Source organism: Pseudomonas sp. E1BtOHC1, from assembly GCF_058744285.1.
In genome coordinates this window covers 5,932,222-5,953,214 of sequence record NZ_CP196023.1, presented here as the reverse complement: position 1 = coordinate 5,953,214, position 20,993 = coordinate 5,932,222, and the positions used below count along the sequence as shown (strand labels likewise).

The following is a 20,993-nucleotide window of genomic DNA, read 5'->3' as shown; positions in this document are numbered from 1 at the left end:
CCATGAAAACCGCCCTTATCGAACTCATCAGCAAAATCAGCTCCGGGTGCATGGGCGACGCCGAGATTCAGCAGATCGCCGATGAAGCGGCCCAGGCCTATGCTGATCCCCAGGGGTTCCTGGCGGCCAATCCGGACATCAACTACGACGACAGCTTCCCCATTCCCCTGGGCGAATGGGTGGTGGTGGGCAGCCTGCCGGAGACCGTGCTGTTTCAGGCTGATACCTACGTCGACCTGTTCGCCCAGATCGTTGCCTCTTTCGGCAAGGACGTGACCTTCAATATCAAGCCCAAGCAGTTGGCCAAGATCGAAGCGCTGACAGCCCTGAACCGCATCCAGATCCAGATGGGCAGCATGAATCCGGAAAATGGCGGTTACGTGCTGATGAACTTCAGCCAGTTGCTGGATGACGAGCTGCAGATGGTGCTGGTCTACGGCAATGATGTGCCACGAGTGCTTGAACTCTGTGCCGAGGTCGGCATTGTCGCGGCGCCGGCTCTGGAAGCGCTGAAGATTGCTGTGCACGTCTGAATCCGCATTTACGGTGGAATAAAGCGGAACCCTGATTCAGCGCGACTATCCTAAAGAGGCATACCTTCATTTGGGAGCGACACCATGGGTTCCACCTTCAATGGCCTGATTGGCCTGATCATTCTGGCCCTGGATATCTGGGCCATCATCAACGTTCTGAAAAGCGGCGCCGAAACCGGGATGAAGATTATCTGGGTGTTGTTGATCATCTTCCTTCCCGTCCTTGGGCTGATCATCTGGGCCATTGCCGGTCCTCGAGGCAACGTCAGGCTCTGAACCAGGACGTGTGACGAACAGACCCGGAGTCATTGCCGGCGAGGGAAAAGAAGGGCCGTCACAGGCGGTGTGAAAACTACTGCGTTTGGCAATACTGCGTTAAAAACAGGCTCGGAAGCTCATTTAGGCCCCCTAAAGTCGAACGCGACCCCGGCCGTTCCTCGCCTGTTTTTGCCTTGTCTTGCCTTCACTCGCGACGTTTCACACAGCCTGGTCAGGCCCTTTTTTGTGTGACTAAACATGCGTTGAACGAAATTTTCACAAAGTCTCTAAGACAATCCGCCGGCGCTTTTTAGCCTGTCATCTCCCCCTGCAATCTGTTGATCCAGAGCCATTGGTGGTGGGTTTGGCGGTACTGTCCACTAATCAATGGCAATGCCTCCAGTGATCGTGCACCATTTGCGCACCGCGTATTCCCCCGCCGCTCAGGTGGCAATAAGAGGGCAGAACGCAGCTGTATTCTTGCAACTTAAACTTCCAATGGGTCCTAAAACGACATGGCAAACTCGGATGCCCTGAGTCAGCAGCGATCCTCGAATCGCCTGCTGCAACCGACCGTCAAATCCCATCTGGCCTACACGCTGCTGTGCGCGCTGGTCATGATGGTGATGTTTTCTTTGTTGCGCGTCGCGCTGTTGATCTACAACCGCGAGATGATTCTCGACACCCCGGCTTCGACGTTCCTCGAAGCGTTTGCCAATGGCCTGCGTTTTGACCTGCGGCTGGTGGTCTACCTCAGCGTACCGCTGGTGCTGGCCATGCTCAGTGCCCGGGCTATGGCGGCTCGCGGGTTGCTGCGCTTCTGGCTGACGGTGACCTCCAGCATTGCGCTGTTCCTCGGCCTGATGGAGATGGATTTCTACCGTGAGTTCCACCAGCGTCTCAACGGTCTGGTCTTCCAGTATGTGAAGGAAGACCCGAAAACCGTGATGAGCATGCTCTGGTACGGTTTCCCAGTGGTCCGCTACCTGCTGGCCTGGGCCGTGGGGACCTGGATCCTCAGCCTGGCGTTCAAGGGGGCCGACCGTGCCACTCGGCCTCGTGGGCCGTTCAGCGGTGGCAATGTCGGCACACGTCAGATTGCCCCCTGGTATGCACGTATTGCGGTATTCGTGGTCTGCCTGCTGATCTGTGTAGTGGCTGCCCGTGGCACCCTGCGCCAGGGCCCGCCGATGCGTTGGGGCGATGTCTACACCACCGAATCGAACTTCGCCAACCAGTTGGGCCTTAATGGCACGCTGCAGTTGATGGCGGCGGCCAAGGATCGGATGTCCGAGGATCGCACCAATATCTGGAAGGCGACCTTGCCCCAGCCTCTGGCTCAACAGACAGTGCGCGACATGCTGCTGGTGCCGAGCGACAAACTGGTGGATGGGGATATTGCCGCCGTACGCCGTAACTACACGCCGGATGCGGACAAGACCCTGCCGATCAAGAACGTCGTGGTGATCCTGATGGAAAGCTTCGCCGGGCATTCGGTGGGCGCGCTGGGACGTCCAGGGGAGATCACTCCGTACTTCGACAAGCTGTCGAAGCAAGGCTTGCTGTTCGACCGCTTCTTCTCCAACGGCACTCATACCCACCAGGGCATGTTCGCCACCATGGCTTGCTTCCCCAACCTGCCAGGCTTCGAATACCTGATGCAGACCCCGGAAGGCAGCCACAAGCTGTCTGGACTGCCGCAGCTGCTGAGCGCCCGCAAGTATGACGATGTGTATGTCTACAACGGTGATTTTGCCTGGGACAACCAGTCGGGGTTCTTCAGCAACCAGGGCATGACCAACTTCATTGGTCGTAATGACTTCGTCAATCCGGTGTTCTCCGACCCGACTTGGGGCGTGTCCGACCAGGACATGTTCAACCGTGGTCTGGAAGAGCTGAAGGCTCGTGAAGGCAAAGAGCCGTTCTACGCCCTGCTGCAGACCCTGTCCAACCACACCCCGTATGCGTTGCCGACGCCATTGCCGGTGGACAAGGTGACCGATCGCGGCAGCCTCAATGAGCACTTGACTGCCATGCGCTACTCCGACTGGGCATTGGGCCAGTTCTTCGAGAAGGCGAGCAAGGAACCCTACTTCAAGGAGACGCTGTTCGTCGTGGTCGGCGATCACGGTTTCGGCAATGAGCAGCAGATCACCGAAATGGACCTGGGGCGTTTCAATGTACCGCTGCTGATGATTGCGCCGGGCATCCAGGAAAAATTCGGCCAGCGTGACCACACCGTGGGCACTCAGATCGACATAGTGCCCACCATCATGGGCCGTCTCGGTGGCGATGTGCTGCATCAGTGCTGGGGGCGCGACCTGCTCAATCTGCCGGAAGGCGACAAGGGTTTTGGCGTGATCAAGCCTTCGGGCAGTGATCAGACCGTAGCGTTACTGACTGCTGACCGAGTGCTGGTGCTGCCCAAGGAAATGCCGCCACGTCTGTATAAATACGAACTGGGCGCCACTCCAGGGGGCGAGTTGATTCCCGAGGCCGCGGATGAAGCGCAGCTCAAGCAGAAGCTGGAGTCTTTCCTGCAGACCGCGACCAAGAGCTTGATAGACAATACCGCTGGCGTGGTCAACGGCAAGCCGGATTGATCCGCAGGTCTCCCGCCAATCCTTTCAGAGGGCTGGCGGACTGACTGGGCCCGACTCGCGGCACACTGAACACCCCTCAATGAGGGGTGTTTTTTTTCGCAGCGAAAACAGGCGGTGTTCGCAGACGTGTTCCGTCCAAGGATTTCGCATCGGTTTTGCAAGAGATCATCTGCCAAGTTTTAAGAATTTCCTTATGTTTCCTGGGAAAAATTCCTACGTTAACAGCCGATTTCTTGGTCGAACTTGGGAAGTTTCTCGGGTTTTAGGATTCATCTCATATCGGCTATCCCAACAGACTGTAATGATCCCTCCCGCTTCGGCCCAGACAGATACGGATAACGCTCTAGATCAGGCACGCAGCATCGGTTCTTGAATGGTGCGATCAGCAATGCGCCACGAAGATTGGTAAATGGAGAGAGGAATGAAAAAGCTATTTGTGGCAGCGGGTATGGCTTCGGGTCTTTTGACGGCTGCGGGGACTGCTTGGGCTGATGGAGTCGACGTGAGGTTGGAATTTACGGGGTTTATCAGCACCGAAACCTGCTCCGTCGAAAACACCGCAAGTGGTACCTACGTTCACAAGGTCGATCTGCCCCCTGTCGGTTCAAGTGTACTGGCTGAAAAGGGCACTGTTGCGGGGTTGACCCCCTTCAAGCTCAAGTTCACCGGTTGCTCCGGCAGTACGGTGGGGGTCTGGTTCAAGCCCGACTTGACGAAAGTGGATGCGCTGAGCGGCGCTTTGATCAACACCTACTCTGGCGAGGAAACCGCTTCAAACGTTCAGGTGCAATTGCTGGACAGCCAACAGCGGGCTCTCAACCTGAACACCATCACTCCTGACGATATCCAGAAAGTGAATGTTGATAAGGACAGCAAAGACGCGACGCTGAATTTCTACGCCCAGTACCTGGCCGGTGTTGATAACACCACCGGTGGTCCAGTCGCTGCAAACGTTGTACTGGACATGGTTTTTGAGTGAGGAAAGGTCGTCCCGGGGTTCAGGCCCCGGGGCTCCGCGCAACGAGTGATGATAGCCATGCCCCGCCATTTTTTGTTTCTGCTGTGTTTCTGCTGTGCCCTTGTGTTGCTGCCCCTGAAGGTGCAAGCCAACGTGGTAGTGAGTGGAACGCGGATCATCTATCCGGCTCAGGAGCGTGAAGTCAGTCTTGGACTCAGCAATAAGGGTGAGCAACCTGCACTGGTGCAAGTCTGGATCGACGAAGGCAATCCGGATTCCAAGCCTGATGATGTGGACGTGCCGTTTGTGGTCATGCCGCCAATGGCCCGTATCAACCAGGGAAAGGGGCAAACCCTGCGCATCGCCTACATCCCTCAACCGGGTATCCCACAGGATCGTGAATCGGTGTATTGGCTCAACCTGCTGGATGTTCCGCCACTGGCTTCCGGGCAGGTCAGCAACCACATGCAATTGGCGTTTCGTACTCGTTTGAAGTTGTTTTTTCGTCCCGCACAACTGTCGGGAAGTGCCATGGACGCGGCGGAAAAACTCCGTTGGAGCCTGGTCAAGTCAGGTGCTGAGACCGTACTGAGGGTACGCAATGACTCGGCCTTTCACGTTTCCTTCAACTCGGTGGATGTGAAGCTCAAGAGTGGCCCAAGTCTGAGTGCACAAAGCCGGATGCTGGCACCGAAATCCTCTGCTGACTTCACGCTAGGGCAAACACCGTCTCCTCCTGGGGGCCAGGGCAGTGTGGTTTACGAGTGGATCAACGACTACGGAACTTCGGTTCGTCGCGAAACCCCGCTTGAGCCCTAGGAGCCATTCCGGGCGCTTGGTTCTGCATTGGTCAACTTCCTTCGCGCTACTACGACAGCCGTGATTTCGTCAGCACTGGCGCATGGTGCTTAACGTCTGGAAAGGTGTAATGAGCGCTTTGTCTCCCCCCCCATTCTTATCGCTTAGCCGCCTCCTGCGCACGAGGTGCGGCCGTTTTGCTCTGCGCGCGGAAGTCATTTTTGGAGGTGCGACGCTGTTGTCGGGAATGCTGAGTGCAGTCAGTGAGGCAGAGGAACTGATCCAGTTCAACCCTGCGTTCTTTGACAACAGTCGGGGACAGTCTGTGGACCTGTCGCAGTTTGAGCGCGGCAACCCCCTGACACCGGGCACTTACCGGCTTGACCTTTACCTGAACCAGAACTGGGTGGGGCGTCAGGAGATCCTGTTCAGGACCTCCACTGACGGTTTGAAGGTACAGCCCTGTCTGCCGCCAGGCGTACTGGAACAGTTGGGGATGGACTTTGCCAGGCTGCCCGTGGAGCAAGCGGCGCGTGCCCTCTCCTCTGAATGTCTGGGTCCTGATGATCTGCCGGCCCATAGCCGTTTCGATGTGGATATGTCGGAGTTGCGGGTCGATCTGTCCATTTCCCAGCTGTACTTGAGCCAGACCAAGCGTGGTTATGTATCACCCAAGGACTGGGACTCAGGGGTCAATGCCGCTTTTCTCGGTTACAGCAGCAATTTGAACGACAACCGTTCCAGTGGGCAGACCAGTCGCCAGTTCTATAGCAGCTTCAATGGAGGAGTCAATCTGGGGGATTGGCGCTTGCGGCACAACGGTTCCTACACCTACAACGATTCATCCGCCAGCGGCCGGCGCAGTCATTACAGCGCGCTGAGCAGCTATGTACAGCGGGACATGACGGCACTCCAGGCGCAGTTGACCCTGGGGGAGTTCTACACCCCTGGCAACTTCTTCGACAGCATGCCCTACACCGGATTGCAGTTGAGCAGTGATGAGCGAATGCTGCCCGACTCCATGCGCGGTTTTGCCCCTGTGGTGCGGGGCGTTGCAGATACTACGGCCAAGGTCAGTGTGCGTCAGGGTGAAAGCCTGCTCTACGAAACCACGGTGCCCCCTGGCCCATTTGCGATCGACGACCTGTACAACTCCGGTTATGCCGGTGACCTCAACGTCACCATTACCGAGGCCGATGGGCGGACCAAGAACTTTATCGTGCCTTACGCGTCAGTGGCGCAGTTGCTGCGCCCCGACAGTTCGCGTTTCAGCCTCAGTGCCGGGCGCTATCGCGATCAGAGTCTCGACACGCCTCCCACCTTCCTTCAGGGCAGCTATCAGCGCGGCCTGTCCAACCTGCTGACAGGCTATGGCGGCGGGATTGTCGCGCAGGATTATCGAGCCTTGTTGGGAGGAGTCGCCTTGAGCACTGCGCTGGGAGCGGTGGCCGCTGACGTGACTCATTCCCAGGCATCGGGCTTGAATGATTCGCTGCCTGACACTCAGGCACAGATGAGCGGGCAAAGCCTGCGGTTGACTTACAACAAGCTCATTGAAACCACGTCTACCAACTTCAGCGTGGCGGCCTACCGGTTTTCCAGCGAGGGCTATCTGAACTTCGGTGAGTTTGCCCGCCTGCGCAGCACCGAGACACCCAGCCACCTGTTTAAGCAACGCAGCCGGGTGCAATTGAACCTCAACCAACCCCTGGGCGAGCGTCTTGGTTACCTCGCTTTTTCCGGTATGGCACAGAACTACTGGAACCGTGATCAGGGCAGCGACATCACCTATCAGGTGGGCTACTCCAACGGTTTCAACTGGGGCAGTTTCAACCTCAGCGCCAGTCGTACCCGCAGTGGCACCGGGCGCATGGACAATCAATACCTGTTGAGTTTCAGCGTGCCTCTGGGGCGTACCCGGTACTCGCCTTACCTGAGTTCGTCGATCCGCTACGCCGGTAATCGCAACTACGGCATCAACAACTCCCTGAGCGGCAGTGCCGGTGACCAGGGGGAGCTTGGCTACAGCCTGTATGGCTCCCGTGATAGCTACGAGGGGCAGGGCAGCAACAATTATGGCGGCAACCTGCGTTATGACACGGCCCATGCCAGCTATAACCTCGGGGCCAGCCGTGGGAAAAACTACCGTCAGACCAACCTCGGCATGCAGGGCACGTTGGTGGCGCATCCAGGCGGGCTGAACGCCACTGCGAACCAGGGCGAAACCATTGCGGTGCTCGAAGCGAGCGGTGCCGAGGGCGCTCAGGTGCTCAGCAGCACCAATGCGCGAGTCGCCGATAACGGCTACGCGGTGGTCGCCGGCCTGACACCTTATCGCCGCAATGAAGTGGCACTGGACCCCAAGGGCACTTCACGGGATGTGGAGCTTGAAATGACCTCGCAACAAGTGGCCCCCCGGGCGGGAGCCGTGGTCATGCTGCGTTATCCGACGCTGGTGGGGCGGCCAACCCTGATCAAGCTGGTACGTGACGACGGCGAGCCTATCCCCATGGGCGCGCAGGTGCTCGATGCCGCAGGAGCCTCGCTGACTCAAGTTGGGCAGAGTGGGCGGACCTTTCTCCGAGGGTTGGAGGGGAGTGGACAGTTGTTGATCAAGTGGGGGAGCGGGGCGGATCAGCAGTGTCTGGCGCCTTACAACATAAGCACCGAAAAATCGGCCCAGGACGAGTACTACGAATTACTGAAACTACCTTGCAAGCTCTTGAGCACAAGCCAGGCGGGAGGATGATCATGGCTCAGCGCATTCTATACAACCCTTGGAAAACCCTGTGCCGAAGTGTTCTGAGCATTGGGTTGTTATTGTTTGGCGCAACAGTTTGGGCGGCATCGTGTAAGGGCGGAACCAAGTCGACCTCAATCACCGCAGCGGAGTTGGCGAGTGTTAAGCCTCCTCGTGACGTAGCGTTAGGCAGCACGATATTTACCAAGAATATTGATGAGGGGGCGGTCAATATTTCCTGTGAGGGCACAGGGCTTTGGTTTGACTACGGTTATGTCGAGTCGCCTGCGCAGACGGACTACAACAACGTTTACGAAACCGGTATTCCGGGGATCGGTATGCGTGTGAAGTGGTTCCACGAAAATGGGGTGTACATGCAAGCCAACAGGCACGAACGCCAGATTGCTCCGTGGACATACACGCCAGTACAGAAGTTCACCTTCGAGTTGGTGAAGACGGGGCCGATCAAGACCGGGACATCTCGAAACAACCGGGTCTCCGTTTTTTACCACAACCATTTAAGTAACGAGATTGTGTTCCCAAGCATGAGCTACACCGCGATGAATAGCGGCTGCGAAGTGGCCGAGCCGATTCGCACCATCCGATTGCCGACGGTCAAGCAGGCCGCATTCACTCGCCCGGGCACGGCTATTGGTCTGAAGACGTTTTCCATTGATTTGAAGTGTGACAAGGGCGTCAAGGTGGCCTATCGGATCGATGGGCTGAACAGCCGGGATCACACGCTGCTCAACAGCCCTGAGAGTGGCATGGCCAAGGGGGTGGGGTTGATTTTGGTGCAGGGTGGCGCCAACAGCCAGATCAAGCAGGAGCTTGGCACCCGAACGGAGTTCAAGGTTACCCAGACCACCGTAGAGGGTGAAGCGCTCAGTATTCCGCTGACCGTTATGTATGTGCAGATTGACCCCAAGGTCGAAGGTGGGGATGTATCCAGCGGCGCGACGGTGACGTTTTTCTACGAATAGGGTGCCGGAAAAAGTTGCAGCTGACCTTCAACTTGCGTGACCCAATTGCTAAACAAGGGACGTGGTCAAACAACCACGACCCTTGTATTCGAGCCTGCCTGCAATTGTGCGCTTGAAGTTTTATATCCTGCCAAGCAGCAGCAACACCAACAGCACCACCAGGACCACGCCAATAATCCCTGAAGGTCCGTAACCCCAACTTCTGGAGTGCGGAAATACTGGCAGGCCGCCAATCAGCAGCAGAATCAGAATGATGATCAGAATGGTGCCCATGGCTGTTTCCTTATTGGAGTACGGTTGAACAACAGAGTCGTTCAAGGACAAGTTCGTTTTACGCAGAAAGCGAACCGCTTAATAAATCCGACTCCGCGCCTATCGAGAAAATTCCAAGTTTTTTTAATGTTTTCCGCTTCCAGGGTTATTTCCTTTAAACCTGGCAAGGTTGCCTGCTGCGGGCGCCGTAGTGTTCACCAAGTCATTGGTTTGCCTGGGGCATTCAGCACCCTGATGGTGCGTGGGTGGCGCCAGGGCCTTCGCTACACTGCGGCTCATCTTCCCCGGAACAACAAGGCAACTCTTATGCAAAATCGCATGATGATCACTGGCGCCGGCTCCGGCCTGGGTCGCGAAATCGCTTTGCGCTGGGCCCGTGAAGGCTGGCGGCTGGCCTTGTCCGATGTCAGTGAGGCGGGCCTGCAGGAAACCCTGAAGCAGGTACGCGCAGCCGGTGGCGAAGGCTTCGTGCAGCGTTGTGATGTGCGTGACTACAGCCAGCTGACGGCCTTTGCCCAGGCCTGTGAGGTCAAGTTCGGCGGCATCGACATTATCGTCAACAATGCTGGTGTGGCTTCGGGCGGTTTCTTCAGCGAACTGTCCCTGGAGGATTGGGACTGGCAGATCGCGATCAACCTGATGGGGGTGGTCAAGGGCTGCAAGGCCTTCCTGCCGTTGCTGGAGCAGAGCAAGGGCAAGATCATCAATATCGCCTCCATGGCCGCCTTGATGCAGGGCCCGGCCATGAGCAATTACAACGTGGCCAAGGCGGGGGTGGTGGCGCTTTCCGAGAGCCTGCTGGCGGAGCTGGCGCAACAGGAAATCAGCGTGCATGTGGTTTGCCCGTCGTTCTTCCAGACCAATCTGCTGGATTCCTTCCGTGGCCCGACCCCGGCGATGAAGGCCCAGGTGGGCAAGTTGCTGGAAAGCTCACCCATTACCGCCGCCGAGATTGCCGATTACATCCACACTCAGGTCAACGCTGGCCAGTTCATGATCCTGCCTCACGAGCAGGGACGCATGGCCTGGGCCTTGAAGCAGAAAAACCCTCAGGCGCTGTACGACGAAATGACCCTGATGGCGGACAAGATGCGCGCCAAGGCCAAACAAGGCGCCAACTAAGCTTGCCCCACCACCACGGCCTCGTTAGGGTTGCCGGCACCTGGCAATCCTGACGAGACCTTGCATGCTCAATTACCTGTGGTTCTTCCTTGCCGCGCTGTTTGAAATCGCCGGCTGCTATGCCTTCTGGATGTGGTTGCGCCAGGGCAAGAGTGCCCTCTGGGTTGTTCCCGCCCTGATCAGCCTGACCCTGTTCGCTCTGTTGCTGACCAAGGTCGAAGCCACTTATGCCGGGCGCGCCTATGCCGCCTACGGTGGCATCTACATCGTGGCGTCCATTGGCTGGCTGGCGGTGGTGGAGCGGGTGCGGCCCCTGGGATCGGACTGGCTGGGGCTGCTGCTGTGTGTGATCGGGGCCAGTGTGATTCTGTTCGGCCCGCGCTTTTCCAACGGTTGAGCATCCCGGCCCAAAGATTTGGGCCGGTCCAGGCATCAGTCGAACAACTCCTTGGGCACGTCGTGCTTGAGCATCAATTGGCACTGCTCGCTGTCCGGATCGAAAACGATCACTGCCTGGCCCTTGCTCAAGGCCTGACGGACCCTCAGGACTCGGGTTTCCAGTGGAGTTTCATCACCGTTGTCGGTGCCCTCGCGGGTGACGAAGTCTTCGATCAGGCGGGTCAGGGTGTCCACTTCAAGTTGGTCGTGGGGAATCAGCATAGGGGCCTCCGGCAAACAATCCCGGATGCTACTGCGCCCGGGTCTGTGCCGCCAGCGACGGCGTGCACAAACTCGGTGTCGAGGTTCAGGATTTCTGTCCTACCAGGCTGTCCACCGAGGGCACCCGGGTATCGCTTTCCATCTGTGCGTCGTGTTCCAGTTGGTGACTGAAACGGTCCAGAGAGCCTGTGGCCGGTTGCGCATCACTGGCAAACACCGGCGGGCTGAGAATGTAGGCGCCCAACAGGCGACTGAGTGCCGCCAGGCTATCGATGTGGGTTCGCTCGTAGCCGTGGGTAGCGTCGCAACCGAAGGCCAGCAGCGCGGTGCGGATGTCGTGACCGGCGGTGACCGCCGAATGGGCGTCGCTGAAGTAGTAGCGAAACAGGTCGCGGCGTACCGGCAGTTCGTGCTCGGCGGCCAGACGCAGCAGGTGACGGGACAGGTGATAGTCGTAAGGGCCGCCGGAGTCCTGCATCGCCACGCTCACTGCGTGCTCGCTGGAGTGCTGGCCTGGAGCGACCGGAGCAATGTCGATGCCGACGAACTCACTGACATCCCAAGGCAGGGCCGCCGCCGCGCCGCTGCCGGTCTCCTCAGTGATGGTGAACAGCGGATGGCAGTCGATCATCAGGGTTTCACCACTGTCGACGATGGCCTTGAGGGCGGCCAGCAAGGCCGCAACCCCCGCTTTGTCGTCCAGGTGCCGGGCGCTGATATGGCCGCTTTCGGTGAACTCAGGCAACGGGTCGAAGGCGACAAAGTCGCCCACGCCAACCCCCAGGGACTCGCAGTCGGCGCGGGTGGTGCAATAGGCGTCCAGGCGCAGTTCTATGTGGTCCCAGCTGATGGGCAACTCGTCCACTGCGGTGTTGAAGGCGTGCCCGGAAGCCATCAACGGCAGCACGCTGCCACGCAGTACGCCGTTATCGGTGAACAGGCTGACCCGGCTGCCTTCGGCAAAGCGGCTGGACCAGCAGCCCACGGGTGCCAGGATCAGGCGGCCATTGTCTTTCACCGCACGGACGCTGGCGCCGATGGTGTCCAGGTGCGCCGAGACGGCCCGGTCGGGGCTGTTTTTCTGGCCCTTGAGGGTGGCGCGGATGGTGCCGCGCCGGGTCAGCTCGAAGGGGATGCCCAGTTCTTCCAGGCGTTCGGCGACGTAGCGCACGATGGTGTCGGTAAAACCGGTGGGGCTGGGAATGGCGAGCATTTCCAGAAGGACTTTCTGCAGGTAGGCGAGGTCCGGTTCGGGAATCTGGCGGGTCATGGAAACTCCTGATGAGAAAAGGCCATCGATGGTTTCGACGAGAGAGTGAGGGGCCTGAAGAGGGTTTTCGCCGGCCAGCCCGCTCCTACAAGAAGGTAGGAGCCGGCTGGCCGGCGAAGGATCAGGGCGCGGGTTGGCTGTGGGGAAACAGCAGGTCGATGAAACGTTCGGCAGTGGGTTGCGGTTCATGGTTGGCCAGTCCGGCGCGCTCGTTGGCTTCGATGAACACGTACTGGGGCTGATCCGCCGCCGGCACCATCAGGTCCAGACCCACCACTGGAATGTCCAGGGCCCGGGCCGCGCGGACAGCCGCGTCGGCCAGGGTCGGATGGAGAATGCCAGTGACGTCTTCCAGGGTGCCGCCGGTGTGCAGGTTGGCGGTGCGCCGGACGAACAACCGTTCGCCGGCCGGCAGCACGCTGTTGTAGTCGTAGCCGGCGGCATTCAAGGTGCGCTGGGTTTCCTTGTCCAGAGGGATCTTGCTTTCGCCACCGGTGGCCGCCTGGCGTCGTCGGCTGCGGGCCTCGATCAAGGCACCAATGGAATGCTGGCCGTCGCCGATGATTTCGGCGGGACGGCGGATGGCCGCGGCCGCCACTTCAAAACCGATCACCAGGATGCGCAGGTCCAGACCCTCGTGGAAGCTTTCCAGCAGCACTCGGCTGTCAAAGCGGCGGGCGTTGTCTATGGCTTGCTGTACCTCTTCGATGGTACTCAGGTCCACGGCCACGCCTTGTCCCTGCTCGCCATCCAACGGTTTGACCACCACCCGCTGGTGCTCGTCGAGAAACTCCAGGTTGTCGTCGGCGTTGCCCGCCAATTGCTGGGCGGGCAGGTTCAGCCCGGCACCCTTGAGCACCTTGTGAGTCAGGCTCTTGTCCTGGCACAAGCTCATGCTGATGGCGCTGGTCAGGTCGCTCAGGGATTCCCGGCAACGCACCCGGCGGCCGCCGTGGCTGAGGGTGAACAGGCCGGCGTCGGCATCGTCCACTTGCACGTCGATACCACGGCGATGAGCCTCCTCGACGATGATCCGGGCATAGGGGTTGAAGTCTGCCTGGGGGCCGGGGCCGAGAAACAGCGGCTGGTTGATGCCGTTCTTGCGCTTGATGGCGAAGGTCGACAGGGTGCGAAAACCCAGCTTGGCGTAGAGGTTCTTGGCCTGGCGATTGTCGTGCAGCACCGACAGGTCGAGGTAGCTCAGGCCGCGGCTCATGAAGTGTTCGATCAGGTGCCGCACCAGCACTTCGCCCACACCCGGGCGGCTGCAATCTGGGTCCACCGCCAGGCACCAGAGGCTGCTGCCGTGCTCCGGGTCCTGGTAGGCCTTGTGGTGGTTCAAGCCCATGACGCTGCCGATCACCGCGCCGCTGTCTTCGTCCTCGGCCAGCCAGTACACCGGACCGCCCTGATGGCGCGGAGTCAGGAGCTTCGGATCGATGGGCAGCATGGCCCGTGCCTGATACAGCTGATTGATCGCCTGCCAGTCGGATTCGCTCTGGGCCCGGCGGATACGGAAGCCGCGAAACACCCGGGTGGCCTGGCGGTAGTCGCTGAACCACAGACGCAGGGTGTCGGAAGGGTCAAGGAACAGCTGCGTCGGTTCCAGCCCGAGCACCTGTTGCGGCGCCGCCACATACAAGGCGATGTCGCGCTCGCCGGGACGCTCGTTGAGCAACTCCTCGGCAAGGCGGGTGGGGTTGGGAAAGGTATGGCCGATCAGCAGTCGGCCCCAGCCGCAATGCACGGCGATGGGTTCATTGCCGGGTTCGCTGCCGTCTTCGGCAAAGCGTGCCTGCAGCCGTTCATAGGACGGCGCCTGGCCGCGCAGCAGACGTTGGCTGTAAGCCGTGGCGTGAGCTTTCATCGGTCAGATTCCTTGTTCACTGAGCCACAGGTTCAAGGCTGCCAATTGCCACAGCTTGGAGCCGCGCAGGGGGGTCAGCTGGCCCTGGGGATCGGTCAGCAGGCGATCGAGCATGGCCGGGTTGAACAGGCCGCGATCCTGGCTCGGGTCCAGCAGCAGTTCACGCACCCAGTTCAGGGTAGCGCCCTGCAAGTGTTTCAGACCCGGCACCGGGAAGTAGCCTTTTTTGCGATCGATCACTTCGCTGGGGATCACCAGGCGGGCGGCCTCCTTGAGTACCTGCTTGCCGCCGTCCGGCAGTTTGAAGCGTGCCGGGACCCGGGCCGACAACTCCACCAGGCGGTAGTCGAGGAAGGGGGTGCGCGCCTCCAGGCCCCAGGCCATGGTCATGTTATCCACACGCTTGACCGGGTCATCCACCAGCATCACCGTACTGTCCAGGCGCAAGGCCTTATCCACAGGCGCGTTGGCGCCGGGCTGGGCGAAATGCTCGCGGACGAAGTCGCCGGCGGCGTCATGCTCGGTCAGCCACTGGGGTTGCACGGTGGCGGCATAGTCGTCGTAGCTGCGGTCGAAGAAGGCATCGCGATACGCCCTATAGGGATCGCTGGCGCCGTCCACTTGCGGGTACCAGTGATAGCCGGCGAACAGTTCGTCGGCACCCTGGCCGCTCTGCACCACCTTGCAGTGTTTGGCCACTTCCCGGGACAGCAGATAGAAAGCGATGCAGTCGTGGCTGACCATCGGCTCACTCATGGCACGGAACGCTGCGGGCAGTTGCTCGATGATTTCGTGTTCGCCGATGCGCAATTGGTGATGTCGGGTGCCGTAGTGTTGGGCGATCAGGTCCGAGTACTGGAACTCGTCGCCCCGTTCGCCGCCGGCATCCTGGAAACCGATGGAGAAGGTCGAGAGATCGTCCACCCCCACCTCCCGCAGCAGGCCTACCAGCAGGCTGGAATCGACACCGCCAGAGAGCAGCACACCGACGTCCACCGCCGCCCGTTGCCGAATGGCCACGGCTTCACGGGTGCTGTCCAGCACCCGGTCGCGCCAGTCTTCCAGGGTCAGGTTGCACTCGTCGGCGTGGGGCCCGTAAGGCAGGGTCCACCAAGTCTGTTGTTCGCTGCGACCGTCTGCCTCGATACGCATCCAGGTGGCCGGCGGCAGTTTTTCAATGCCCGCCAGCAAGGTGCGCGGTGCCGGGACCACGGCGTGGAAGTTCAGGTAGTGATTGAGTGCCACCGGGTCGAGGATCGGGTTGATATCGCCGCCCTTGAGCAAGGCCGGCAGGGTCGAGGCGAAGCGCAACCGCTGGCCGGTACGCGACAGGTACAAAGGCTTGACCCCGAGACGGTCGCGGGCGATGAACAGGCGCTGGGCATCGCGTTCCCAGATAGCGAAGGCGAACATGCCGTTGAGCTTGGGCAACAGGTCGGTGCCCCAGGCGTGATAGCCCTTGAGCAGCACTTCGGTGTCGCCGCCGGAATGGAAGGCATATCCCTGGGCTTCCAGCTCGGCGCGCAATTCTGGGAAGTTGTAGATGGCGCCGTTGAAGGCCAGGGACAGCCCCAGCTGGTTGTCGATCATGGGCTGCGCCGAGCCATCCGACAGGTCCATGATTTTCAGCCGTCGATGGCCCAGGGCGATCGGGCCCTGGCTGTGAAAGCCCCAGGCGTCGGGGCCACGGGGGGCCAGGTGGTGAGTGATTCGTTCAACCGCTGCCAGGTCGGCAGGTTGATGATCAAAGCGTAATTCGCCAGCTAATCCGCACATAAGTCCTTACCGGTTTTTCCGTTGGGGAGAGTCAATCCGCAGTCGCCAAAACGACGGCTACCTGGAAACTGACCTGTGCATAACTCGGGAGTTTTAGACCGATCGGTTATAAGCCGACGAGTGGTATTGGGCGGCGAGAGGTGATTCTGAACGCTGTCCAATGGCCATCGGCGGCCTTCAAGAATGAAGGCCGCCCCACGGGATCAGGCCTTGCCGCGAATCAGGCGACGCAGGGCAAAGCGGTTTGGATGACAGGCTTCGGCCACGCTTCTGGGCAACGGCAGCGGTTCGTTTTCCAGCCAGGCGGCCAGCAGTTCGCCGGACAACGGTGCGGTGATCAAACCGCGAGAGCCATGGCCACTGTTGATGTACAGGCCGTCGAGCCACGGACAGGGCAGGTCTGGCACCTGACGGGCGTCCTTGCCCAGGGCGGCGTAGGTTTCGGCGAACGCTTGCGGGTCCGCCAGAGGACCGACGATGGGCAGGTAGTCCGGGCTGGTACAGCGGAAGGCTGCGCGGCCTTGCAGGCTGTCCAGGGGCAACTGTTCGGCGTTCAGGCGTTGCAGCAGGTCGCTGGAAATTTCCCGCAGCATCGCAAGGTTACCGGCATGTTCGGCAGTGGTCGGCGTCAGGTCCTGGCTCTTGAAGTCGAAGCTGGCGCCCAGGGTGTGTTCCCCTTGTCGCGCTGGGGCCACATAGCCTTCAGCGCAGACCACGGTGGCCAGGCGCTGGCTGTGCTCGGTTTGTGGCAGGCGGGTGATCTGCCCGCGGATGCGCTTGAGGGGCAATTCGGCGCTGGCCGGGAAGCGTTTGATTTCGGCGGCACCGGCGAGGATCACCACCGCCGCACTGGCCAGCATCCGTTCGCCATCCCAGGCTTGCCATTGCTGGTCGACCCGCCGCAACTCCAGCACTTCCTGGTGAGTCAGGACCTGGATCTGCGAATGCTTGGCCTGCCACTGGCACAGGGCGGGCGGATGCACCCAGCCACCTTCGGGATAGAACAGGCCGCCGTGGTCCAGGCCGATGCCGGCCAGGGCCTGGGCACGTGGCTGGTCGAGCACATGCAGCAAGTCGCTGGGGAAGGCTGCGGCCAACTGCGCCTGGCGCTCGGTTTCCTTGGGGTTGAAGGCCAGTTGCAAGACCCCGCAGCCATCCCAGTCCAGGCCACGTTGCAGGTGTTCCAGCTGGCGTCGGGTGTAGCCGAAACCGCTGAGGATCATTTGCGAAAGCGCGGTGCCGTGGGCGGAGAGCTTGAGATAGAGCACCCCTTGCGGATTGCCCGAGGCTTCCTGGGCCAGTTGTTCGTGGCGCTCCAGTAGTTGCACCTGCCAGCCGCGGGCGGCGAGGCTGGCGGCGCTGGCGCAACCGGCCAGTCCGCCGCCGATCACCAGGGCGGTCCTGGCCTGGGGCTGCGGGCGTGCGAACCAGGGCTTGGTCCGGGCCGGCGGAGGGGTGTCTTCGGGCCAGCCGAGGAACTCGCCCCGCAGCACTTCCCACTTGTGGCCGATGCCCGGAGTGCGCTTCATCTTGAAGCCGGCCCCGTTCAACAGGCGCCGTACCCAGCCGGTGCTGGTGAAGGTGCTGATGGTGGAGCCCGGCGCCGCCAGGCGCGCCAGTTCCGCGAACAGCTCCGGGGTCCACATGTCGGGGTTCTTTGCCGGGGCGAAGCCGTCGAGAAACCAGGCATCGATCTGGGCGTCCAGTTGCGGTAACTGCTCCAGGGCATCGCCGATCAGCAAGGTCAGGATGACCCGGCCGCCCTCCAGGGCGATGCGCTGGAAGCCCTGGTGCACGGCGATGTAGTGCTTGAGCAGTTGCTGTGTCAGGTTCGCCAGTTCCGGCCACAGGGCCAGAGCCCGTTGCAGATCGGCAGGGTTCAAGGGGTACTTTTCGACGCTGACGAAATGCAGCCGGGCGGTGGCCGGCGCCTGCTCCTGGAACAACTGCCAGGCGCAGAGAAAATTCAGCCCGGTGCCGAAGCCGGTTTCACCGATGACAAATCTCTCGCCGGGCTTCAGCGCGGCAAAGCGCTCCCGCAGGCGGTTCTGTTCGATGAATACATGACGGGTTTCGTCCAGGCCCGATTCGCTGGAGAAGTACACATCATCGAAGACCCGCGAGCGCGGGCGTCCTTGGTCGTCCCAGTCGAGCTGGGCGTGGGGCAGTTCAGGTGTCATGTTCGGCTCGTTTGGCGCAAGGCGGCCATTCTAGCCGATCACCGACCCTGTGCCTGATCCACGGCAAGCTGCGGCGGGTTCAGGGATTTGTTTTCCTTGGCCGAGGTCCATCCGCTAGTCTTGGACAATTCTTGGAAGGAAGCCGCTCATGTTCGAATCCGCTGAAATCGGTCACGCCATCGACAAAGAAACCTACGACGCCGAGGTGCCGGCCCTGCGTGAGGCCTTGCTCGAAGCACAGTTCGAGCTACGTCAGAAGGCCAAGTTTCCAGTGATCGTCCTGATCAACGGCGTCGAGGGCGCGGGCAAGGGCGAGACGGTCAAGCTGCTCAACGAATGGATGGACCCGCGTCTGATCGAGGTGCGTACCTTCGACCAGCAAACCGATGAAGAACTGGCCCGGCCTCCGGCCTGGCGCTACTGGCGGATGCTTCCGGCCAAGGGGCGCATGGGGGTGTTTTTCGGCAACTGGTACAGCCAGATGCTCCAGAGCCGGGTACATGGCGAGATCAAGGACCCGCGCCTGGACCAGGCAATCAATGGCGCCGAACGCCTGGAAAAGATGCTCTGCGATGAAGGCGCGCTGATCTTCAAGTTCTGGTTTCACCTGTCCAAGAAACAGATGAAGGACCGCCTCAAGTCCCTGCAGGATGACCCGCTGCACAGCTGGCGTATCAGCCCGCTGGATTGGCAGCAGTCGGCCACTTACGACAAATTCGTCAAGTACGGCGAGCGGGTCTTGCGCCGCACCAGTCGAGACTACGCGCCGTGGCATGTGATCGAGGGCGTCGACCCCCATTACCGCAGCCTCACCGTGGGACGGATTCTGTTGGAAGGATTGCAAAATGCCTTGAACCGTCAGCCGTTGAGACCGGCCCAGGTCAATGCCGCACCGCTGCCGTCGGCAGTGGATCAGCTCAGTCTGCTGGACAGCCTGGACATGACCCAGCACCTGGACAAGGACGACTATGAAGAGCAGTTGATTACCGAGCAGGCACGCCTGGCCGGTTTGCTGCGGGACAAGCGCATGCGCAAGCACGCTCTGGTGGCGGTGTTCGAGGGCAATGACGCTGCCGGCAAGGGCGGCGCCATTCGCCGGGTCGCGGCAGCACTGGACCCGCGCCAGTACAGCATCGTGCCGATTGCCGCGCCCACTGAAGACGAGCGTGCGCAGCCCTATCTCTGGCGCTTCTGGCGGCATATTCCGGCGCGCGGCAAGTTCACCATCTTCGACCGTTCCTGGTACGGCCGAGTGCTGGTGGAGCGGGTCGAGGGCTTTTGCCAGCCCGCTGACTGGCTGCGGGCCTACAGCGAGATCAACGACTTCGAGGAGCAGTTGGCCGATGCCCGGGTGATCGTGGTGAAGTTCTGGCTGGCCATCGACAAGGACACACAACTGGAGCGTTTCCAGGCACGGGAGGCGATTCCCTTCAAGCGCTTCAAGATCACCGAGGACGATTGGCGCAACCGCGACAAGTGGGGTGACTATCGCGCTGCCGTCGGCGACATGGTGGACCGCACCAGCACCGAAGTGGCGCCCTGGACCCTGGTGGAGGCCAACGACAAGCGCTGGGCCCGGGTCAAGGTTCTGCGCACCATCAACCGGGCCCTGGAGGCGGCCTTCGAGCGCTCCGACAAGCACGACAAGAAACAGAAGAAGGACAAGAAGTAGGCCGATGGTCGCGCATACGCCCAGTGAATGATTGTCGCGGTGGGAGAGGAGGGGGATCTATGCTCGATGCTCTTCCAGCCGACAACAACAATGAGGTGCGTCATGCGTGAAGTGGTGATCGTCGACAGCGTACGGACTGGCCTGGCCAAGTCCTTTCGGGGCAAGTTCAATCAAACCCGCCCGGATGACATGGCGGCTCACTGCGTCAATGCGCTGCTCGTCCGCAACGGCATCGACCCGGCCAGTGTCGAGGACTGTATCGTTGGCGCCGGCTCCAATGAAGGCGCCCAGGGTTTCAACATCGGTCGTAATGTCGCCGTGCTCTCCGCGCTGGGCACCGGTACTGCGGGCATGACCCTCAACCGTTTCTGCTCTTCAGGCCTGCAGGCGATCGCCATCGCCGCCAACCAGATCGCCTCCGGCTGCAGCGACATCATCGTCGCCGGTGGCGTCGAGTCCATCAGCCTGACGATGAAGAGCGTCAACACCGACAACCTGATCAACCCGCTGCTCAAGGAGCAGGTGCCGGGCATCTACTTCCCCATGGGCCAGACCGCGGAAGTGGTAGCCCGGCGCTACAACGTCAGCCGCGAGGCCCAGGATCTCTATTCCCTGCAAAGCCAGCAACGTACCGCCCAGGCCCAGGCTGATGGCCTGTTCAGCGACGAGATCGTACCGATGACGGTCAAGTACAAGGTCGAGGACAAGAACACCGGGCAGGTGCAGATGGTTGACGGCGTGGTGGATCGTGACGACTGCAACCGCCCCGACACCACGCTGGAGAACCTTGCGGCGTTGAAGCCGGTGTTTGCCGAGGATGGTTCGGTGACTGCGGGCAACTCTTCGCAGCTGTCCGATGGTGCCTCGATGACCCTGGTGATGAGCCTGGAACGGGCCCTGGCCCTGGGACTCAAGCCCAAGGCGTTTTTCCGCGGCTTTACCGTGGCCGGCTGCGAGCCGGACGAAATGGGGATCGGCCCGGTGTTCTCGGTGCCCAAGCTGCTCAAGGCCAAGGGCCTGACGGTGGATGACATCGACCTGTGGGAACTCAACGAGGCCTTCGCGTCCCAGTGCCTGTATGCCCGGGATCGGCTGGAGATCGATAACGCCAAGTACAACGTCAATGGCGGCTCGATTGCCATTGGCCACCCGTTTGGCATGACCGGTTCCCGTCAGGTGGGGCATCTGGTGCGTGAGTTGCAGCGGCGCAACCTGCGGTACGGCATCGTCACCATGTGTGTGGGGGGCGGGATGGGGGCGACGGGGCTGTTCGAAGCCGTGCGCTAGGTTTCGGGCTTCG

17 protein-coding genes are annotated in these 20,993 nt (G+C 60.7%); 11 read left to right on the top strand and 6 right to left on the bottom strand.

Annotated elements, in window-relative coordinates; translation table 11 throughout:
- The first annotated feature begins 2 nt into the window (after positions 1–2).
- The 7 genes from ACSSVC_RS26715 to ACSSVC_RS26685 all read left to right on the top strand — a co-directional run bounded on the left by ACSSVC_RS26715 (position 3) and on the right by ACSSVC_RS26685 (position 8,873).
- Positions 3–533: a hypothetical protein gene (locus ACSSVC_RS26715; protein WP_346632226.1), complete on the top strand. Its 531-nt coding sequence runs from the start codon at positions 3–5 to the stop codon at positions 531–533.
- 84 nt (positions 534–617) lie between these two features.
- Positions 618–809: a PLDc N-terminal domain-containing protein gene (locus ACSSVC_RS26710; protein WP_404937470.1), complete on the top strand. Its 192-nt coding sequence runs from the start codon at positions 618–620 to the stop codon at positions 807–809.
- 497 nt (positions 810–1,306) lie between these two features.
- Positions 1,307–3,394, top strand: a complete 2,088-nt coding sequence (locus ACSSVC_RS26705) for an LTA synthase family protein (RefSeq protein ID WP_346632224.1) — start codon at positions 1,307–1,309, stop codon at positions 3,392–3,394.
- Positions 3,395–3,815: 421 nt separating this feature from the next.
- Complete coding sequence (locus ACSSVC_RS26700) at positions 3,816–4,373, top strand: fimbrial protein (protein ID WP_346632223.1); 558 nt, start codon at positions 3,816–3,818, stop codon at positions 4,371–4,373.
- Between the two features lie 57 nt (positions 4,374–4,430).
- Positions 4,431–5,171 carry a fimbrial biogenesis chaperone gene (locus tag ACSSVC_RS26695; protein WP_446439257.1) on the top strand — a complete coding sequence of 247 codons (741 nt, stop codon included), beginning with the start codon at positions 4,431–4,433 and terminating at the stop codon, positions 5,169–5,171.
- 226 nt (positions 5,172–5,397) lie between these two features.
- On the top strand, positions 5,398–7,899 hold the full coding sequence (locus ACSSVC_RS26690) for a fimbria/pilus outer membrane usher protein (RefSeq protein ID WP_492612592.1): 2,502 nt from the start codon (positions 5,398–5,400) through the stop codon (positions 7,897–7,899).
- A 2-nt stretch (positions 7,900–7,901) separates the two neighbouring features.
- The gene (locus ACSSVC_RS26685; protein ID WP_492611693.1) at positions 7,902–8,873 is read left to right on the top strand and encodes a fimbrial protein; all 972 of its coding nucleotides are present in this window, start codon (positions 7,902–7,904) and stop codon (positions 8,871–8,873) included.
- Positions 8,874–8,993: 120 nt separating this feature from the next.
- On the opposite strand, the gene ACSSVC_RS26680 is transcribed toward ACSSVC_RS26685, so the two are convergent.
- On the bottom strand, positions 8,994–9,146 hold the full coding sequence (locus tag ACSSVC_RS26680) for a DUF3309 family protein (protein ID WP_003226960.1): 153 nt from the start codon (positions 9,144–9,146) through the stop codon (positions 8,994–8,996).
- Between the two features lie 306 nt (positions 9,147–9,452).
- Between ACSSVC_RS26680 and ACSSVC_RS26675 the strand changes: the two genes are divergently transcribed.
- Positions 9,453–10,268 (top strand): SDR family oxidoreductase, encoded by an 816-nt coding sequence (locus ACSSVC_RS26675; RefSeq protein WP_492611692.1) that lies wholly within the window; start codon positions 9,453–9,455, stop codon positions 10,266–10,268.
- A gap of 64 nt (positions 10,269–10,332) precedes the next feature.
- Positions 10,333–10,665: a YnfA family protein gene (locus ACSSVC_RS26670; RefSeq protein ID WP_492611691.1), complete on the top strand. Its 333-nt coding sequence runs from the start codon at positions 10,333–10,335 to the stop codon at positions 10,663–10,665.
- 35 nt (positions 10,666–10,700) lie between these two features.
- Here the strand turns inward: ACSSVC_RS26670 and ACSSVC_RS26665 are convergent, their stop codons facing one another.
- From ACSSVC_RS26665 to mnmC, 5 genes are all read right to left on the bottom strand, one after another.
- Complete coding sequence (locus tag ACSSVC_RS26665; protein WP_025127101.1) at positions 10,701–10,928, bottom strand: YheU family protein; 228 nt, start codon at positions 10,926–10,928, stop codon at positions 10,701–10,703.
- Positions 10,929–11,013: 85 nt separating this feature from the next.
- Positions 11,014–12,198: an osmoprotectant NAGGN system M42 family peptidase gene (locus ACSSVC_RS26660; protein WP_492611690.1), complete on the bottom strand. Its 1,185-nt coding sequence runs from the start codon at positions 12,196–12,198 to the stop codon at positions 11,014–11,016.
- Between the two features lie 121 nt (positions 12,199–12,319).
- Complete coding sequence (gene ngg / locus ACSSVC_RS26655) at positions 12,320–14,065, bottom strand: N-acetylglutaminylglutamine synthetase (RefSeq protein ID WP_346632216.1); 1,746 nt, start codon at positions 14,063–14,065, stop codon at positions 12,320–12,322.
- Between the two features lie 3 nt (positions 14,066–14,068).
- On the bottom strand, positions 14,069–15,841 hold the full coding sequence (locus ACSSVC_RS26650; RefSeq protein ID WP_492611689.1) for an N-acetylglutaminylglutamine amidotransferase: 1,773 nt from the start codon (positions 15,839–15,841) through the stop codon (positions 14,069–14,071).
- Between the two features lie 203 nt (positions 15,842–16,044).
- On the bottom strand, positions 16,045–18,021 hold the full coding sequence (gene mnmC, locus ACSSVC_RS26645) for a bifunctional tRNA (5-methylaminomethyl-2-thiouridine)(34)-methyltransferase MnmC2/FAD-dependent 5-carboxymethylaminomethyl-2-thiouridine(34) oxidoreductase MnmC1 (protein WP_492611688.1): 1,977 nt from the start codon (positions 18,019–18,021) through the stop codon (positions 16,045–16,047).
- A gap of 148 nt (positions 18,022–18,169) precedes the next feature.
- Between mnmC and pap the strand changes: the two genes are divergently transcribed.
- A complete protein-coding gene (pap, locus tag ACSSVC_RS26640) occupies positions 18,170–19,693 on the top strand; it encodes a polyphosphate:AMP phosphotransferase (RefSeq protein ID WP_492611687.1) in 1,524 nt (507 codons plus the stop codon).
- A gap of 102 nt (positions 19,694–19,795) precedes the next feature.
- The gene (locus ACSSVC_RS26635) at positions 19,796–20,980 is read left to right on the top strand and encodes a thiolase family protein (protein WP_492611686.1); all 1,185 of its coding nucleotides are present in this window, start codon (positions 19,796–19,798) and stop codon (positions 20,978–20,980) included.
- The last annotated feature ends 13 nt before the right edge of the window (positions 20,981–20,993 follow it).